An 18,549-nucleotide genomic window follows, 5' to 3' on the forward strand; every position below is an offset into this window, starting at 1 on the left:
AGCGAATCGTCCAGGTCGGGCGGCGTCTCGGCCATGGTGCGGGGCGGTCGCGCATCCGTACCCTCGAAGGCGTGACGACCGACGACGACCGCACTGCGCCTGCCCCGAGCGCCCCCGCCCGCACCCGCGACCTGATCGCGCTGCCGGATGCGCCCCCCGAGCAACAGGCCCTGATCGACGCGGGCGGCGTCGCCTGCTGGAGCGAGCCGGTCGAGATCGGCACCTACGAGCCGGGCGAGCCCGACCGGTATCCGCTGTTCCTCGATCGGCGGGTCTACCAGGGATCGAGCGGCAAGGTCTACCCCATCCCCTTCGTCGACCGCATCGCGGCCGAGAAGTCGCCGCGCCGCTGGCAGGCCATCCACCTCGAGAACCGCTGGGTGCGGCTGATGCTGCTGCCCGAGATCGGCGGGCGCATCCACATCGCCTACGACAAGAGCTGCGGCTACGACTTCTTCTACCGCAACAACGTGATCAAGCCGGCGCTCGTCGGCCTCGCCGGCCCCTGGATCTCGGGCGGCGTCGAGTTCAACTGGCCCCAGCACCACCGGCCCGGCACCTTCCTGCCCGTCGAGACGTCCATCTCGCGGGCCGCGGGCGACGACGTGACCGTCTGGCACAGCGACATCGACCCGCTGCAGCGGATGCGCGGCTCGCACGGCGTGCGCCTGCGCGGCGACCGCTCGACGATCGAGGTCGTGGCGCGGCTGCACAACCGCACCGACGAGCCGCAGACGTTCCTGTGGTGGGCGAACGTCGCCGCGGCCGTGCACGAGAACTACCAGTCGTTCTTCCCGACCGACGTGCGGTACGTCGCCGACCACGCCCGCCGGGCCATCACCGGGTTCCCGCGGGCCGACCGGCCGTACTACGGGGTGGACTACCCGGCGCTGGCGTCGGCGGCTCTGGCCGCTTCGGCCTCGGCGTCGCCCACGGCGGGGGGCGGGCATCCGGATGCCGACCGCCTCGACTTCTACTCGAACATCCCCGTGCCCACCTCGTACATGGTCACCGACACCCGCGACGACTTCTTCGGCGGCTACGATCACGACGCCCGGGCCGGCTTCGTGCACTGGGCCGACCGTTCGATCTCCCCGGGCAAGAAGCAGTGGACCTGGGGCGACGGCCCCATCGGACGCGCCTGGGACGCCCAGCTGACCGACGACGACGGCCCCTACGTCGAGCTGATGGCCGGGGTCTACACCGACAACCAGCCCGACTTCAGCTACCTCGCGCCCGGGGAGACGCGGGTGTTCAGTCAGTACTGGTTCCCGATCCGCGAGATCGGGCCGGCGCATCAGGCGTCGCGGTCGGTCGCGGTGAGTCTGGTGGTGGATGCTCGCCCGTCGCCCGTGGCGCGCGTCGGGGTTTCGACGGCGGTCGCGGTGCCGCGGGCGCGGGTGCGGCTCGAGGGGGTGGGTGTCTCTGCCGCATCAGCGGTGGTGCCGCTCGCGGGGACGTTGATCGCGTCGCTTGCTCCCCGGGAGACGGGCTGGGCGTGGGAGTGGTGGGTCGAGCTCTCGCCGGAGTCGCCGTTCCTCATCGAGGTGCCGGTCGCGTCCGGGGTGATGGCATCCGAGCTGACGCTGCGGGTGCTCTCCGGCGACGAGGAGCTGCTGGCGTGGAAGCCGCGCGCGGACGCACCCGCTGCCGGCACCGCTGGTGGCGCCCAGGCCGGCGCCGGTGCTGTTGCCACCGCCGGTGACGCTGCCACTGCCGGTGCCGCTGGTGGCGCCGATGCCACTGCCGCCGCCGCCCCGCCCGAACCGTGGGTCGCCACCGAGCCACCGCTCCCCGCCGACGTCGCGAGCACGGACGAGCTCTACCTCACCGGCGTCCACCTGCAGCAGAACCGCCACCCCACCCGCGCCGCCTCGGACTACTTCGCCGAGGCGCTGCGCCGCGACCCGCTCGACTCGCGCGCCGGCATCGCGCTCGGCGCCTGGCACCATCGCCGCGGAGAGTACGTCGAGGCCCGCGCCTGCTACGAGCGCGCCCTCGAGCGCCTCACCCGTCGCAACCTGAACCCGGCGAGCGGCGAGGTTCACTACCGTCTCGGCCTCACGCTCGAGCGCCTGAACGCCCTCACCGCCGCCACCGACCACTTCGCGAAGGCCGCGTGGGACGCCACCTGGGCCCACCCCGCCGAACTCGCGCTCGCCCGCCTCGCCCTCCGCGCCGGATCCCCCGCCACGGCCCTATCCCACGCCGAGGCCGCGCTCCGCACCGCCCCGGTCACCGGCCCGGCCGAATCCGTCGCCGCCCACGCCCGCGAGCACGCCGGGTCGGTCGTCGGCGGCGCGGCGGCCCACCTCGCGATCCTCGCCCTCCGCGACCTCGACCGCTCCGACGAAGCAGAGCGGATGCTCGCCACCCTCCTCGACCGCGACCCCCTCGACCCCACCGCCCGCGCCCTCCACCACCTCGCCGCCCCCGACGACGCGGCCCGCCTGGCCGCCACCACCCGCACCCTCCACCACCTCGGCACCGCCGACGGCGCGGCCCTCGCCTCCACCGCCCGCACCCACCACGACCTCGGCACCGCCGACGGCGCGGCCCTCCTGGCCGCCACCACCCGCACCCTCCACCACCTCGGCACCGCTGACAGCGCGGGGCCCTTCGACCTGGGCGTCACCGACCCGACCGTGACCGTGCTCGCCGCCTGTGAGCTGGCCCGCGCCGGCCACCTGCGCGACGCTCTCACAGTCACCGAGTCACTGGTGGCCGGGACGCCCCTGTCCGCCGCCGCGCAGCGATTCGGCAACCCGCGCCCCATCGCCCACTACCTCCGCGCATCGTGGCTCGACCGCCTCGCCGAAGCCCATGCCGCTGATGGCATGGATGCGGCGGAGTTCCGCTCGCGAGCTGCGGCGGAGCGGCACGCGGCCCAGACCGGAGACCTCCGCTGGGCCTTCCCGGCCGGCCTCGACGAGTACGACGCCCTCCGGGCAGCGATCCACGCCCCCGACACTGCCGGCCTCACGGACGCCGTCGCGCCCGCTCTCCTCGGCGGCTGGCTCCTCGACGCCGGACGCACCGCCGACGCCGCCGACGCCCTCCGCCGCGCCACCGCCGCCGGATCCACCGACCCTGTCGCCTGGCGGAACGCCGCCGTCGCCACCGTCAACGCGTCGGCCTCCCCCACGACGACGCCCCCGCCCCCCGAACGCTCAGGCCTGCACCCCTCCACTCCCACCGCGACGGGCCACGAAGGCTCACTCGACGAGGCCGATCGGATGCTCGCACGCGCCCTCGAGCTCAGCCCGCACGACCCCCGGCTCGTGTTCGAGCGCGACCTGCTCGCCGGGCTCCGAGGGGTCCCCGTCGAGGAGCGCCTCGCCGCCATCGACGCCCACCCCGGCGCCGCTGGCGCCCGCGACGACCTGACCCTCAACCGCCTCGACCTCCTCCTCACCACCGGACGCGTCCCCGAAGCCCTGGACATCCTGCTGACCCGTCGCTTCCAGCCCTTCGAGGGCGGCGAGGGCAAGGCGATCGCCGCCTACGATCGAGCCACGCTCGCCACCGCACGCGAGCTGCTCGACCGCGACCCCGCGGGTGCCGCGGCCCTCCTCCGCGACGGGGTGGGGGTCCCGGCGAACCTCGGCGAGGGCCGCCACCCCGCCGGGAGCATGGCCGAGCGGTATCTGCTGCTCGGCGACGCGCTCGACCGCGCCGGCGACACCTCGGGCGCCCGGGCGGCCTGGCAGCGCGCCCGGTCCGGCGCGGGTGCGCTCGACGTGGCGCCCCGCCCCGCCGAGCTCGCCGACCTCTATGTCGGCCTGGCCCACCTCCGCCTCGGCGAGGCGGCCGCCGCGGCCGACGTGGCCACCCGCCTCGACGCCGCGGCCGCCGACCTCGACCGCCCGGCCCCGCCGGTGGACTACTTCGCCACCTCCCTCCCCGAACTCCTCCTCTTCGCCACCGACACCGCCTCCACCCGCGCCACCACGGCGACAGCCCTCCGCGCCGCCGCCACCACCCTCCGCGCCGCCGCCACCTCTCCGCCCACCGCTGCCGCCGCCACCCCGGCGACCCATGGCACCACACCCACCGTCGCCAGCCCTCGTGCCGCTCTGGCCCCCCGCGCCACCACACCCACCACCCGCGGCGCCACACCCGCCACCCGCGGCGGCACCCCCACCGAACGCGGCATCGGCGCGAAGCGGGAGGATGGACGCGACGGCGAGCACGCGCATCCACTCACCCCCACCGACCGAAGCAGCACCACCACCACCCCCACCGAACGGCGACCCGCATGACCCACCTCACCGGCCCCGTGCCCCCGCACCTGCCGCCGCGCCTCGCCATCAGCCTCTGGGACTTCTCGTGGTACACCCGCGCCGAGCCCGGCGGCCCCTTCGCCGACCTCGACCGCGCCTTCGCCGAGACCGTCGACCGCGGCTATAACGCCGTGCGCATCTGCGCCGCGCCCCTGCTGCTGTTCGGCGAGCTGGAGCACGACGGGCATCCGCTCGCCGAGCTCGCCCATGACCTCGAGATCGAGGGGCTCGGCGCGGCCCCCGGCAGCGGGTTCTACGGTGAGGGCACCCGCTGGTACGACGTGCCCGGCGGATACTCTCTCGACGTCGGTGCCCGCCTGATCGAGCTCGTCGAGGCGGCCGAGCGCTACGGCGTCGTGGTGATCCTCGCGAGCTGGGAATACCAGCAGTCCCCCGCGTTCGCCCGCTCGAGCGCCTGGTTCGAGGCCATCCACGCCGTGCCGGACGCCGAGCGCTATGCCCTCCTCGACGCATCCTGGCAGCGGATGCTCGACCACCTGACCGCGGCCGGCCACCGCGACACGATCGCCCTGGTCGAGCTGCACAACGAAGTCGACTTCTCCCGTCTGCCCGACTTCGCGGCGAACAGCGACGATGCCCATGCCCCCAGCGGCATACAAGCCGTCGAACGCCTGCGCGCGGCGAACCCCGACCTACTCGTGACGGCGAGCTGGGGCAAACCCCCGCACCTCGCGATGCATCAGCTGCCCGACGGTCTCGGCGCGGCCCAGTTCCACGTCTACAGCTACGGGGTGCTGGATGCTCTGCAGCAGCGCCTCGACATCCGCTCCGAAGGCACCGAGGGGTTCCCGAACGCCACTCTCCGCGACCTTCTCCGCCCCGATGCGCCGACCCCCGCCGAGTACGGTCGCGCCGCCGACTGGAAGTTCCGCGCCACCGTCGTCACCGACCAGATGATCTACGGCTACGACCAGCTCGACGCCGACCGCTGGGACACCTGGCTCTACGAGAACTACGGCCCGCACCGCGCCGTGATGGAGCGGGAGATCGAGTCGCGCACGATCGCGATCGCCGAGTGGGCGCGCTGGAAGGGCGTCCCGGCCGTGATCGGCGAGGGGTGGATCGGCTACACCCCGCTGCGCGGAACCTTCGAGGAGGGTCCGATCGGGCGCGCACTGGCCGAGATCGGCATCCGCACCGCGCTCGAGCACGGCGTCTGGGGCGTGGTGCTCTGCTCGAACGCGGCACCCCACCACCCGATGTGGGCCGACGTCTCCTGGCAGCGCCGACTCACCGCGGAGATCCTGGCCCATCCGTGACCGCGCCGGGGCTGCCGGCCGCCCCGGCAGTCCCGGTCCGGCTCGGCAGCGCGAAGAACCACCCCAGCCCGACGCGCCGCGCCACCGCCTCCACGCCCACGCAGGCCGCGAGGGTCGCGGCGAGCAGCACCCAGGGGTAGGCGATGACCACGAGGTCGTGGTCGCGCATCCATTCGGCCACCCCCGGCCGGGCCAGCAGCAGGTCGTTCGCCAGGATGAACACGAACGGGTGCACCAGGAAGATCGCCAGCGTGTGCCGCCCGAGATACCGCACCGGTGCAGCGAGCGGATGCGCGGCCACCCGCACCGACACCTGCACCGCGAAGGCGACCGAGGCCACCCCCGCCGCGAGGAGCAGCCCGAGATCGGCGAACGTCGCGACGTACAGCGCGGTCAACCCGACGGCGAGCACCCCGGTCACCGTGGTGACCGCCCACCCCGAGCGGCGCACCAGGAGGTCGATCAGCTGCGGTGCCCGGGCGGCGAGCAGATAGAACACGAGTGAGCGCAGCAGATGCTGCGGCAGCCCGTCGAAGAACGTCGTACCGACCACGGAGAGCACGGCCGCCGCCACCACGAGCGGCAGCACGGGCACCCACCGGGTGAGTCGCGCGACGACGAAGAACAGCAGCAGCGCGTACAGATACCAGAGCGTGGTCTGCGGCCAGAGCAGGTTGTCGAGCAGGAACCGCGGCACGTCGACGGGCCCGCCCTGCCCGAACTGCTCGCGCAGCACGTCGAACACCGCGTTCACGACGACCCAGACCAGGTAGAGGTAGACCAGCAGCAGCACGCGCGGCCGCAGCACCGCCCGCCAGGGTCGCTGGACGGCGCGCGCCGCGAGGTAGCCCGAGACGAGGAAGAACAGCGGCATCCGCAGCGGCAGGGTCGCGTCGACGACGGCGTTGACGACGTCGGACCCGGGGAAGCCGTAGAAGAAGTAGAGGTAGTGCAGCAGGAACAGGTGCAGCAGCACCACCATCACGATGCTCGCCCCGCGCGCGAAATCGGGCCAGTCCAGCCGCGGCGCGACGGTCTCGGGGGGCGCAGGCATGTCCGTCCACGCTAGTCGACGGATGCGCGGCCGCCGAAACGGGGCCCCCGACCATCGCGGCCGCCCGCAGGCGCCCGCAGGCGCCCGCTGTCGCCCGCTGTCGCCGCACGATGCCGAAAACGCCGAAGGGCCCTCCCCCGAAGGGAAGGGCCCGGTGACGGAGAGCAGGACCTAGAAGTCCCAGTCCTCGTCTTCGGTGTTGACGGCCTTGCCGATGACGTACGAGGAGCCCGACCCCGAGAAGAAGTCGTGGTTCTCGTCGGCGTTCGGCGACAGCGCCGAGAGGATCGCCGGGTTCACGTCGGTGACCGACTTGGGGAACATCGGCTCGTAGCCGAGGTTCATCAGCGCCTTGTTCGCGTTGTAGTGCAGGAACTTCTTGACGTCCTCGGTCAGACCGACCTCGTCGTAGAGGTCTTGGGTGTACTGCACCTCGTTCTCGTACAGGTCGTACATGAGCGAGAACGCGTAGTCCTTGATCTCGTCGCGCTTGGCCTGGTCGACGAGCTCCAGCCCGCGCTGGAACTTGTAGCCGATGTAGTAGCCGTGCACGGCCTCGTCGCGGATGATCAGGCGGATGAGGTCGGCCGTGTTCGTGAGCTTCGCCCGGCTCGACCAGTACATCGGCAGGTAGAAGCCGCTGTAGAAGAGGAAGCTCTCGAGCAGCGTCGAGGCGACCTTGCGCTTCAGCGGCTCGTCGCCGTGGTAGTAGTCGAGGACGATCGACGCCTTCTTCTGCAGGTTCGGGTTCTCGGTCGACCAGCGGAACGCCTCGTCGATGTCTTTCGTGTTCGACAGGGTCGAGAAGATCGACGAGTACGACTTGGCGTGCACCGACTCCATGAACGCGATGTTCGTGTAGACGGCCTCCTCGTGCGGGGTCAGCGAGTCGGGGATGAGCGAGACCGCGCCGACCGTGCCCTGGATCGTGTCGAGCAGGGTGAGGCCGGTGAACACGCGCATGGTGAGCTGCTGCTCGGCCGGCGTGAGCGTGGCCCACGACTGCACGTCGTTCGACAGCGGCACCTTCTCGGGCAACCAGAAGTTGTTGACGAGGCGGTTCCACACCTCGACGTCCTTGTCGTCCTGGATGCGGTTCCAGTTGATCGCCTGCACCTTGTTGAGGAGCTTCAGCGGCTCGGGAGGGGTCATCGGAGAGTCCTTCGGATAGTCGATCGGGCGATCATCAGAGCATGCACGAGACGCAGCCGTCGATCTCGGTGCCCTCGAGCGCGAGCTGACGCAGGCGGATGTAGTAGATCGTCTTGATGCCCTTGCGCCAGGCGTAGATCTGCGCCTTGTTGATGTCGCGCGTGGTCGCCGTGTCCTTGAAGAAGAGCGTCAGCGAGAGGCCCTGGTCGACGTGCTGCGTGGCCGCGGCGTAGGTGTCGATGATCTTCTCGGCGCCGATCTCGTAGGCGTCGTCGTAGTACTCGAGGTTGTCGTTCGTGAGGAACGGCGCCGGGTAGTAGACGCGCCCGATCTTGCCTTCCTTGCGGATCTCGATCTTCGAGGCCACCGGGTGGATCGACGAGGTCGAGTTGTTGATGTACGAGATCGAGCCGGTGGGCGGAACCGCCTGCAGGTTCTGGTTGTAGATGCCGTGGGCCTGGATGGAGGCCTTCAGCGCACGCCAGTCGTCCTGCGTGGGAATGCGCACGTTCGAGGTCTCGAACAGCTCGGCCACGCGGGCCGTCGCCGGCACCCACTCGGCGTCGGTGTACTTGTCGAAGAACTCACCCGTGGCGTAGGTCGACTCGTCGAAGCCGTCGAACTTCTCGCCGCGCTCGATGGCGATGTTGTTCGAGGCCCGCAGCGCGTGGAAGAGCACGGTGTAGAAGTAGATGTTCGTGAAGTCGACACCCTCCTCCGAGCCGTAGTAGACGCGCTCGCGGGCGAGGTAGCCGTGCAGGTTCATCTGGCCGAGGCCGATGGCGTGCGAGCGGTCGTTGCCGGTCTCGATGGAGCGAACCGAGGCGATGTGCGACTGGTTCGACACCGAGGTGAGGCCGCGGATGGCGGTCTCGACCGTGGTGCCGAAGTCGGGCGAGTCCATGGTCAGCGCGATGTTCAGCGAGCCCAGGTTGCACGAGATGTCCTTGCCGATCTCGGCGTAGGAGAGGTCTTCGTTGTAGGTCGTCGGCGTGTTGACCTGGAGGATCTCCGAGCACAGGTTCGACATGTTGATGCGGCCCTTGATGGGGTTCGCCTTGTTGACGGTGTCTTCGTACATGATGTACGGGTAGCCCGACTCGAACTGGATCTCGGCGAGGGTCTGGAAGAACTCGCGGGCCTTGATCTTGGTCTTGCGGATGCGCGGGTCGTCGACCATCTCGCGGTACTTCTCGGTCACCGAGATGTCGCCGAAGGGCAGGCCGTAGACCTTCTCGACGTCGTACGGCGAGAAGAGGTACATGTCCTCGTCGTTCTTCGCGAGCTCGAAGGTGATGTCGGGCACGACGACACCCAGCGAGAGCGTCTTGATGCGGATCTTCTCGTCGGCGTTCTCGCGCTTGGTGTCGAGGAACTTCATGATGTCGGGGTGGTGCGCACTGAGGTACACGGCCCCCGCACCTTGACGCGCGCCGAGCTGGTTGGCGTAGCTGAAGCTGTCTTCGAGGAGCTTCATCACGGGGATGATGCCCGAGGACTGGTTCTCGATCTGCTTGATCGGTGCGCCGGCCTCACGGATGTTCGACAGCAGCAGCGCCACACCGCCGCCGCGCTTGGAGAGCTGCAGGGCGGAGTTGATGCCGCGGGCGATCGACTCCATGTTGTCCTCGATGCGGAGGAGGAAGCAGGAGACGAGCTCGCCGCGCTGGGCCTTGCCCGTGTTGAGGAAGGTGGGGGTGGCCGGCTGGAAGCGGCCGCCGATGATCTCCTCGACGAGGTTGGTGGCGAGCGTCTCGTCGCCCTGGGCGAGGCCGAGGGCGGTCATGACCACGCGGTCCTCGAAGCGCTCGAGGTAGCGCTTGCCGTCGAAGGTCTTCAGCGTGTAGCTCGTGTAGTACTTGAAGGCGCCGAGGAAGGTGTCGAAGCGGAACTTCTTCGAGTACGCGAGGTCGTTCAGCTGCTGGATGAACTCGAACGAGTACTGGTCGAGCACGGCCTGCTCGTAGTACTCCTTCTCGACGAGGTAGTCGAGGCGCTCACGCAGGTTGTGGAAGAACACCGTGTTCTGGTTGACGTGCTGCAGGAAGTACTGCTTCGCCGCCTCTTTGTCCTTATCGAACTGGATCAGTCCGTTCTCGTCGTAAAGGTTCAGCATCGCGTTGAGCGAGTGGTAGTCGAGCGCCGGCGCCGCCGTCGGTGCGTCGATCAGAGTTGCTTCCACAGTCTGTCCAATCCAATCTGGACGGCCTCGCGGTCATCCGGTGTTCCGAATACTTCGAATCGATAGAGCAGCGGGACCTTGCATTTGCGCGCGACGATGTCGCCCGCAAGGCAGTAGGCCTCGCCGAAGTTGGTGTTGCCGGCGGCGATGACGCCGCGGATCAGGCCTCTGTTCTCCTCGTCGTTGAGGAACTGGATGACCTGCTTGGGAACCGCACCGCCCGTCTCCCCACCTCCGTAGGTGGGGAGCACGAGCACGTACGGCTGCGTGGCCTTCAGTCGCTCTTCGCGGGCGTAGAGGGGGATGCGGGAGGCCGGACGCCCCAGCCCTTCGACGAACCGGCGGGTGTTGCCCGAGACGCTCGAGAAGTAGATGAGGTCGGTGGACATCGGACTGCCTGCGCTGAACTGGCCGGTCTGGATGATCTGGCCGGTCTCGATGGGACTAGACGGCGGCGCGGCTGGCCAGCTCGGCGATCTTGTCGGGGCGGAAGCCCGACCAGTGGTCGCCGTCGTCGGTCATGACGACCGGAGCCTGGAGGTAGCCCAGCTCCTTGACCGTCTCGAGGGCCTTCTCGTCGACCGAGAGGTCGAAGATCTCGAACTCGAGACCCTTGTTCTCCAGGGCGCGGTACGTGGCCGTGCACTGGACACAGGAGGGCTTCGTGTAGACCGTGATTGCCATAGGTGCTGCACCTTTCTCGACGATGGAAAAACAGGAGGTTCTGTGGTTCTGCGGGCTGTTCACGTCGTTCTGACGCACTCCCCGGCCCGGGAGTTCAATACTACATCTAGTTGTCACGCCTGGCGAGCACCCCTAGATGAAGTGTTACACCCGTGTAATTATCCACAGGCCCCGGAGATCTGTGCACAGCTTTCACGACCATTCCTCCACAGCTTCTTCCGCGAAAAGACGCCATTCGATGCGCGCCTGTGGAGACTGCGCATCCGATCGCCTGAGGATAACTTCGACCACCGACATCGAGCGGGCCGGGCGTGTCGCGCGGTCGTCGGGCGTCAGAGACCCAGGCGGCGCAGCCAGTGCGACAGAATGCGCTCCAGCTCGGCCCGGTCATCCGCCGGCAGCTCGGCCAGCAGTCGCGCCTCGTTGGCCATGTGGGCGGCGAAGGCCTCGTCGATCAGGCGCCGCCCGTCACCGGTCAGCGCCACGACGCGGCGGCGACCGTCTCCGGCCGCCGAGCGCCGCACCACGAGCCCCGCCGACTCGAGCCGGTCGAGCCGCTTGGTCATCGCGCCGGTGGTCACCATGGTGTGGCCGGCGAGCTCGCTCGGGGCCAGCTCGAACGGGTCGCCCGAGCGTCGCAGGGTGGCCAGCACGTCGAACTCCCCCTCTCCCAGCCCGAAGCGCGCGTAGACCTCCACCAGCTCGGCGGTGAGCCGGCCGGCCAGGCGGTGCACGCGGCCGACCACCCCCTGCGGCGAGACGTCGAGGTCGGGACGCTCGCGGCGCCACTCGGCCTGGATCTCGGAGACGCGGTCGGGGGCGGGATCGGGGCGGGCCATGTCTCGACTATAGCTTCCTGGGAAGTTATAGTCACTTCCATGGAAGCTAAATGGCGCTGGATGCTCCTCACGGCGATCGCACCGATCGCCTGGGGGTCGAACTACTACGTAACGCGGTGGTTCCTTCCCGACGACGTGCCGCTCTGGGGGGCGGTGCTGCGGGCGCTCCCGGCCGGGCTCGTGCTGCTCGCGGTGGTGCGGGAGCGGCCGCACGGCGCCTGGTGGTGGAAGGCGGCCGTGCTCGGGGTGCTCAACGTGGGGGCCTTCTTCGTGCTGATCTACGCGGCCTCGCAGCTGCTGCCGACGAGCACGGCGTCGACGCTGATGGCGTCGTCGGCGGGGGTGCTGCTGCTCGTCGCGTGGCCGCTGCTCGGGGAGCGGCCGCGGGCCGCCGGGCTGCTGGGGGCGGGGGTCGGGATCGCGGGGGTGGTGCTGATGCTGGCGGGCGGGGTGGGCGGTGTGGGGCCCGCGGTGGGTGGCTCGGTGGGGCTGGGGGTCGCGGCGTCGCTCGGCGCGATGGCGATGTCGTCGGTGGGGTTCGTGCTGACGAAGAAGTGGGGTGCGGGCATCCGCGTGCTCTCGCTGACCTCGTGGCAGCTGGTGGCCGGAGGGCTGGCGGTGCTGCCGTTCGCCCTTCTGCTCGAGGGTGCGCCGCCGCGGCTCGACACGCCCGCGGTGATCGGGTTCGGCTACGTGTCGCTCGTGGCCACCGCGCTCGCGTTCGCGGCCTGGTTCGCAGGCCTCCGACATCTGCCGGCCGGGTCGGTGGGATTGATCGGTCTGCTCAACCCGGTGACCGGGGTTCTGCTCGGCACGCTGCTGGCCGGCGAGCCGTTCGGACCGCCGCAGGCACTGGGAACGGCGTTGGTGCTCGGTGGTGTGTTGCTCGGGCAGCGTCCACTCCTGCACAGGCGGGCTCATGTTAAACGTATGAGACGGGATGTCCCGTCGGGTGGCGCGGGCGACACGGGGTCGGATAAGGTCGCGTCACCGAACTGAGATGAGGTCGTCCGTGACGAGTTGTGTGCTTGCCGCCACCGGTTTCGAGTCCTGGCCGCTGCTGCTGGCCGTGGGGCTCCTCGCCATCGGCGGTGGAACGGCCGCCTGGCTGCTGCTCGGGCGCCGCAACCGCACGGCGAAGACCGCGGCGTTCGCCGCGATCCCGCTGCTCGTGCTCGCCCTCGTCGCCTCCGGCGGCTTCGCCCCGGCTCCGGCGAGCGCCGCGGCCCCGTGCCCTCCCGGCTCGACGCCGTCCCCGATGCCCAGCACGCCGGCTCCGATCATCACGCCCACGCCCACGGCCAGCCCTTCCCCGGTCGACTACCAGCCGGGGGCGGCCGGCATCGGCGACGCCTACTTCCCGCTCGACGGCAACGGCGGCTACGACGTGCAGCACTACGACCTCGACCTCGCCTACGCGCCCGACACCGACGTGCTCTCGGGCACGGCGACGGTCACGGCCGTGGCCACCCAGAACCTGTCGACCTTCAACCTCGACTTCGACACCCGCGCGGTCGACGGCACCGACTCCATCGTCATCTCGGCCATCACCGTCAACGGCCAGGCCGCCGACTGGAGCCTCGCGTCCACGCAGATCAGCGACGTCACCGGGCAGCCCCGCGTCGACGGAGACGAGGGCGGCGACGCGACTCCCCCGCGCACCGAGCTCACGGTGATCCCGTTGTCGGGCATCCCCCTCGGCGAGACGATCTCCACCACGGTGGCCTACAGCGGGGTGCCGATCGAGGTCGCCGACGCCTTCGGCCCGGCCGGCGTGTTCGCCACGCCCACGGGCGCCGTCGTCGTCGGCCAGCCGCGGGTCGCGGCGACCTGGTTCCCCGCGAACGACCACCCCTCCGACAAGGCCACCTTCTCCACCCGCATGACGGTTCCCGAGGGCCTGCAGGTGATCGGCAACGGCCGCCTCGCCGGTCAGACCACGGCGAACGGGCAGACCACGTTCGACTGGGAGATGGACGAGCCGATGGCCACCTACCTCGCGACGGCGACCCTGGGCGACTACGCGGTCACCAGCGAGACGGGGGCCGACGGCATCACCTACTACGACGCGATCGACCCGACGCTGTTCCAGCGCGACGTCGACGGCGCGCCGGGTGTGAAGGTCGGCGCCGTGGCGAAGACCATCTTCGAGAGCGAGCCCGAGGTCATCTCCTTCCTGTCGCAGTACTTCGGCGCCTACCCGTTCACCGAGGCGGGCGGCCTCGCCATCGGGTACATCGGCGAGCACGTCGACCCCGACACGGGCGAGACCGTGCCCGACGACCTGCCCTACGCGCTCGAGAACCAGACCCGGCCGATCTACCCGGCCTGGGCGTTCCCGGCCGACGCCGACCCGAGCGTGGTCGTGCACGAGCTGGCGCACCAGTGGTACGGCGACAGCCTGTCGATGCAGCGCTGGTCCGACATCTGGCTGAACGAGGGCTTCGCCACCTACGCCGAGTGGCTGTGGGCGGCCGAGCACGGGGGGCCGAGCACGCAGGAGGCGTTCCAGGCGGCCTATGACCGCCGCGACGCGAGCTCTCCGTTCTGGCAGACCGTCGTGGCCGACCCCGGAGCGGCCGGCATCTTCGACGGCGCGGTCTACGACCGGGGCGGCATGACGCTGCAGGCCCTGCGCACCGAGGTGGGCGACGACGACTTCTTCGCCATCCTGAAGGGCTGGGCCACCGAGCATGCGGGCACCGCGGTCTCGACGGAGCAGTTCGTCGCCTACGCCGAGCAGGTCTCGGGCGACGACCTCACCGCGTTCTTCGACACCTGGATCTACTCCGCCGGCAAGCCCGCCCTGAACTGACCCGCACCCGCGCCCGATCCGGGTCGCGCAAACGCCCCTTCCCCCCACCGGGAAGGGGCGTTTGTGCGACCCCGTCGGGTGGGCGGGTGCGGAGCCCGGGCCGGACGCGCGCTGGAGCGGGGAGCGGGGTGCGCGGTGCGCGGTGCGCGTGCGCGCGCTAGGCCGGGAGGCCCAGGGTGCGGGTGAGGTACGGGTTGCGGAAGCGGTGGGCGGGGTCCCGCGACTCCGCGAGGGCCGCGAAGTCGGCCGCGTGCTCGTACTTCGGCTTCAGCTCAGCTGCACCAAGACTGAACCACTTGCCCCAGTGCGGCCGCACGTCGAACGGCGCGAGCGCCGCCTCGAGCGCGGGCAGCAGCGAGCGCACCTCGGCGGGGTGCGGCTGCCAGGTGAAGTGGATGGCGAGGCTGTCGCGTCCGAAGGCGGGGCTGAGCCAGAGCCCGTCGGCGGCGACCGTGCGGAGTTCGGTCACCAGGAGGTGGGGGCGGAGGCGGTCGCCGAGGGCGCGCACGGCCAGGAGGGCGGCACGCGCATCCGCTCTCGACACGAAGTACTCGGTCTGGATCTCGTCACCCGCGCTCGGCGTGACGTCGGCCCGGAAGTGCGGCAGCCGCTCCGACCAGGGGCCGGGCACACCGCCCTGCACGGTGGTGTTGTCGAGGTCGTCGCCCGCGGGCGACATGACCTTCGACCCCGCCGGCCGCGCCCCGAAGAACGAGTCGGAATAGGGGAAGGGCGCAGCAGAACCCTCCACCCGCGTCTTCACCCACGCCTGCTTGAACCCCGCGTCGCCCCAGTCGCCGAACAGGCTCACGCTGTACGCGGCACCCATGACCGCGTCGAATTCCTCGAGCGCGGCCTCCCACGAGAGGTCGACGAAGATGTCCTGCCGCACCTGGTAGCTCGGCTGGATGTCGAGGGTCACCCGTGTGACGATGCCGAGCGCCCCCAACGCGACGACCGACCCCTCGAAGCCCTCGTCGCCCCGGACGACGCGGCGGAGCGTCCCCGACCCGTCGACGAACTCGAGCGCGGCGACCGCCGTCGAGAGGCTGCCGTTGCCGACGCCGGACCCGTGCGTGCCGGTGGCGACGGCGCCGCCGATCGAGATGTGCGGAAGCGATCCGAGGTTGTGCAGCGCCCAGCCGCACGGCTCGAGGAAGGCCGCGAGCGAGGCGAAACGGGTGGCCGCGCCCACGGTCACGGTGCGGTCGGCCTCGGAGACCGTCGGCTCCTCGTCGCCGAACAGCGCGTCGACCGACACGAGCACACCCGGGCTGTCGGCGACGTCGTTGAACGAGTGGCGCGATCCGAGCGCACGCAACCGCGGCGTCGACGTGACCAGCGACACCAGTTCGTCGAGCGACTCAGGGCGCACGAGGGCCGAGGCCCCGTACTCGTAGCTTCCGGCCCAGTTCGGCCCCACCGCGCTCATCGCCGGCACGCCCATCCCACCCCGCTCATTGCGGCCCCGCTCAGCGACGCGGCAGCGCGCGGTCGAGGTCGGCGATCAGGTCGTCGACCGACTCGATGCCCACCGACAGGCGGATCACGTTCTCGGGCACCTCGAGCACCGTGCCCTTGACCGACGCGTGCGTCATCTCCGACGGGTAGCCGATCAGCGACTCCACCCCGCCGAGCGACTCGGCCAGCTGGAACACGCTCGTCGACTCGGCGAACTTGCGCGCCGCCTTCGGCCCGCCCTTGAGGGCGACCGAGATCATGCCGCCGAACGACTTCATCTGCCGCTTGGCCAGTTCGTGGCCGGGGTGCTCGGGCAGGCCGGGGTAGTACACGGCCTCGAGCGCCGGATGCCCGACCAGGTGCTCGGCGATGGCCTGCGCGTTGGCCGAGTGCCGGTCCATCCGCACGGCGAGCGTCTTGATGCCGCGAACGGTGAGCCACGCATCCATCGGCCCGCTGACCCCGCCTGAGGCGAACTGCAGGAAGCGCACCTTCTCTTCGAGCGCGTCGTCGTTAAGCACGACGGCGCCCCCGAGCACGTCGGAGTGGCCGCCGAGGTACTTGGTGGTCGAGTGCACGACGATGTCGGCGCCGAGCGTGAGCGGCTGCTGCAGGTAGGGCGAGGCGAAGGTGTTGTCGACCACGACGAGGGCGCCGGCCGCGTGACCGATCTCGGCCAGCTCGGCGACGTCGCTGATCTTCATCAGCGGATTGGAGGGGGTCTCCAACCAGAGCAGCTTGGTGCGCCCGCCGGCCACGGCCTTCGACACGGCCGAGAGGTCGCTCATCTCGACGACCACGTTCTCGACGCCCCACTTGCCGTGGATGCGCTCGATCAGGCGGTGGGTTCCGCCGTAGACGTCGTTGCCGAGCACGATACGGTCGCCCGGCTCGAGCAGGGCGCGCAGCAGTGCGTCCTCGGCGGCGAGACCGGACGCGAACGACAGGCCGTGCTTCGCGCCCTCGAGCGAGGCGAGCAGCGTCTCGAGCGAGGTGCGCGTGGGGTTGCCGCCGCGGGAGTACTCGTAGCCGTTGCGGAAACCGCCGATGCCGTCCTGCACGTAGGTCGACGTCAGGTAGAGGGGCGGGATGATGGCGCCGGTGGTGGGGTCGAACTCCTGGCCGGCGTGGATGGCGCGCGTCTCGAACGCGTCGATGTTCTTGGCCATGATGGCTCCTTACTTGCGGGTGTGGTGAAGGCTGTGGTGGCGACGCGCGTGAAGCGACGTCGGGTGGGGCGAAGTCGGGTGAGGTGACCGGATGAGCCGGCTCAGGCCTCGGCGAGGAAGGTCAGCAGGTCCTGCCGGGTGATCACCGAGACGGGCTTGCCGTCGTCGGAGACCAGCAGGGCGCTCGACCCGGTGAGCGCCTGCCGGGCCGCCGAGACGGGCTCGTTGGCCCCGATCAGCGGCAGGGCGGGCGCCAGGAGGCCGGCGACCGTGTCGGTCATGCTGGCCTGTCCGCTGAAGACCTGATCGAGCAGGCTCTGCTCGTCGAGCGAGCCGGTCACCTCGCCCATCACGACGGGCGGCTCGGCCGAGAGCACCGGCAGCTGCGACACCCCGTACTTCGCCATGATCTCGATCACGTCGTGCACGGTGTCGGCCGGATGCGCGTGCACCAGTGCGGGCAGCTCGCCGCTCTTCGCCTTCACGATGTCGCGCACGGTCGATCCGGCGGGGGAATTCGTGAAGCCGTAACTGCGCATCCACTTCTCGTTGAAGATCTTGCCGAGATAGCCGCGGCCCCCGTCGGGGAGCAGCACCACGACGACCGCCTCGGCGGGCAGCTCGCGGGCCGCCTCGAGTGCCGCGGCGACCGCGAGGCCGCTCGAGCCGCCGACGAGCAGGCCCTCCTCGCGGGCGAGGCGGCGGGTCAGCTCGAAGGAGGTGGCGTCGCTGGCCGCGATGATGCGGTCGACGACCGTGCCGTCGTAGGCGGTGGGCCAGAAGTCCTCGCCGACACCCTCGACCAGGTAGGGGCGCCCGGTGCCGCCGGAGTAGACCGAGCCCTCGGGGTCGGCGCCGATGATCTGTACCGCGCCGCCCGAGACCTCCTTGAGGTAGCGGCCGACGCCGCTGATGGTGCCGCCGGTGCCGACGCCCGCGACGAAGTGTGTGATCTCGCCCTCGGTGTCGCGCCAGATCTCGGGGCCGGTCGTCTCGTAGTGGCTGAGCGGGCCGTTCTGGTTGGAGTACTGGTTCGGCTTGAAGGCGCCGGGGATCTCGCGGGCCAGACGGTCGGAGACGGAGTAGTAGGAGTCCGGGTCCTCCGGGGCCACGGCCGTCGGGGTGACGACGATCTCGGCGCCGTAGGCGGTGAGCACGTTGCGCTTGTCCTCGCCGACCTTGTCGGGCAGCACGAACACGCAGCGGTAGCCGCGCTGCTGGGCCACGAGGGCGAGGCCGATCCCGGTGTTGCCCGAGGTGGGCTCGACGATCGTGCCGCCCGGCTTCAGCAGGCCGTCGCGCTCGGCGGCGTCGATGATGCGGGTGGCGATGCGGTCCTTCGAGGATCCGCCCGGGTTGACGTACTCGACCTTGGCGAGCACGGTGGCGCGGATGCCCTCGGTGACGCTGTTGAGCTTCACGAGCGGGGTGTTGCCGACGAGGTCGATGACGCTGTTCGCGTACTTCATTGCTGTGTCCTTGATGGGGCTCGCAGCCGCTACGTGCTCAGATTCGCACGGCGCGCGCTGGAGAGCGGCGGCTTCGGGGCTGTGACGAACCTGGTCTGTGGGAGGGGTCGTCGCTCAGCGACGACAACAGAGGAGATTCACGAACACCCTTCCACTGTAGC

At 70.5% G+C, this 18,549-nt stretch carries 13 protein-coding genes; 4 read left to right on the forward strand and 9 right to left on the reverse strand.

What is annotated here, in order from left to right; translation table 11 throughout:
- The first annotated feature begins 71 nt into the window (after positions 1 to 71).
- Together NVV95_RS04585 and NVV95_RS04590 are read left to right on the forward strand one after the other, a co-directional pair.
- On the forward strand, positions 72 to 4,262 hold the full coding sequence (locus tag NVV95_RS04585) for a DUF5107 domain-containing protein (protein WP_259485367.1): 4,191 nt from the start codon (positions 72 to 74) through the stop codon (positions 4,260 to 4,262).
- The gene (locus NVV95_RS04590; protein WP_259485368.1) at positions 4,259 to 5,563 is read left to right on the forward strand and encodes a cellulase-like family protein; all 1,305 of its coding nucleotides are present in this window, start codon (positions 4,259 to 4,261) and stop codon (positions 5,561 to 5,563) included. The genes NVV95_RS04585 and NVV95_RS04590 overlap by 4 nt, the downstream gene beginning before the upstream one ends.
- On the opposite strand, the gene NVV95_RS04595 is transcribed toward NVV95_RS04590, so the two are convergent.
- The 6 genes from NVV95_RS04595 to NVV95_RS04620 all read right to left on the reverse strand — a co-directional run bounded on the left by NVV95_RS04595 (position 5,535) and on the right by NVV95_RS04620 (position 11,474).
- On the reverse strand, positions 5,535 to 6,617 hold the full coding sequence (locus NVV95_RS04595; protein WP_259485369.1) for an acyltransferase family protein: 1,083 nt from the start codon (positions 6,615 to 6,617) through the stop codon (positions 5,535 to 5,537). The genes NVV95_RS04590 and NVV95_RS04595 overlap by 29 nt on opposite strands.
- A gap of 171 nt (positions 6,618 to 6,788) precedes the next feature.
- Positions 6,789 to 7,769 carry a class 1b ribonucleoside-diphosphate reductase subunit beta gene (gene nrdF, locus NVV95_RS04600; RefSeq protein WP_259485370.1) on the reverse strand — a complete coding sequence of 327 codons (981 nt, stop codon included), beginning with the start codon at positions 7,767 to 7,769 and terminating at the stop codon, positions 6,789 to 6,791.
- Positions 7,770 to 7,803: 34 nt separating this feature from the next.
- Complete coding sequence (gene nrdE / locus NVV95_RS04605) at positions 7,804 to 9,951, reverse strand: class 1b ribonucleoside-diphosphate reductase subunit alpha (protein ID WP_259485371.1); 2,148 nt, start codon at positions 9,949 to 9,951, stop codon at positions 7,804 to 7,806.
- Complete coding sequence (gene nrdI / locus NVV95_RS04610) at positions 9,936 to 10,340, reverse strand: class Ib ribonucleoside-diphosphate reductase assembly flavoprotein NrdI (RefSeq protein ID WP_259485372.1); 405 nt, start codon at positions 10,338 to 10,340, stop codon at positions 9,936 to 9,938. Before nrdI ends, nrdE begins: the two co-directional genes overlap by 16 nt.
- Before the next feature lie 55 nt (positions 10,341 to 10,395).
- Positions 10,396 to 10,635 carry a glutaredoxin-like protein NrdH gene (nrdH, locus tag NVV95_RS04615; protein ID WP_194680452.1) on the reverse strand — a complete coding sequence of 80 codons (240 nt, stop codon included), beginning with the start codon at positions 10,633 to 10,635 and terminating at the stop codon, positions 10,396 to 10,398.
- A 332-nt stretch (positions 10,636 to 10,967) separates the two neighbouring features.
- Positions 10,968 to 11,474 (reverse strand): MarR family winged helix-turn-helix transcriptional regulator, encoded by a 507-nt coding sequence (locus NVV95_RS04620; RefSeq protein WP_259485373.1) that lies wholly within the window; start codon positions 11,472 to 11,474, stop codon positions 10,968 to 10,970.
- Positions 11,475 to 11,513: 39 nt separating this feature from the next.
- Between NVV95_RS04620 and NVV95_RS04625 the strand changes: the two genes are divergently transcribed.
- A complete protein-coding gene (locus tag NVV95_RS04625; RefSeq protein WP_259485374.1) occupies positions 11,514 to 12,473 on the forward strand; it encodes a DMT family transporter in 960 nt (319 codons plus the stop codon).
- A gap of 13 nt (positions 12,474 to 12,486) precedes the next feature.
- Positions 12,487 to 14,289, forward strand: a complete 1,803-nt coding sequence (locus NVV95_RS04630) for a M1 family metallopeptidase (protein WP_259485375.1) — start codon at positions 12,487 to 12,489, stop codon at positions 14,287 to 14,289.
- A 157-nt stretch (positions 14,290 to 14,446) separates the two neighbouring features.
- On the opposite strand, the gene NVV95_RS04635 is transcribed toward NVV95_RS04630, so the two are convergent.
- From NVV95_RS04635 to NVV95_RS04645, 3 genes are all read right to left on the reverse strand, one after another.
- A complete protein-coding gene (locus NVV95_RS04635) occupies positions 14,447 to 15,721 on the reverse strand; it encodes an FAD-binding protein (RefSeq protein WP_259485835.1) in 1,275 nt (424 codons plus the stop codon).
- Positions 15,722 to 15,761: 40 nt separating this feature from the next.
- Positions 15,762 to 16,919: a cystathionine gamma-synthase gene (locus tag NVV95_RS04640; protein ID WP_259485376.1), complete on the reverse strand. Its 1,158-nt coding sequence runs from the start codon at positions 16,917 to 16,919 to the stop codon at positions 15,762 to 15,764.
- A gap of 101 nt (positions 16,920 to 17,020) precedes the next feature.
- On the reverse strand, positions 17,021 to 18,388 hold the full coding sequence (locus NVV95_RS04645) for a cystathionine beta-synthase (protein ID WP_259485377.1): 1,368 nt from the start codon (positions 18,386 to 18,388) through the stop codon (positions 17,021 to 17,023).
- Positions 18,389 to 18,549 lie beyond the last annotated feature (161 nt).

The organism is Herbiconiux gentiana, from assembly GCF_024978135.1.
Lineage (GTDB): Bacteria > Actinomycetota > Actinomycetes > Actinomycetales > Microbacteriaceae > Herbiconiux > Herbiconiux gentiana.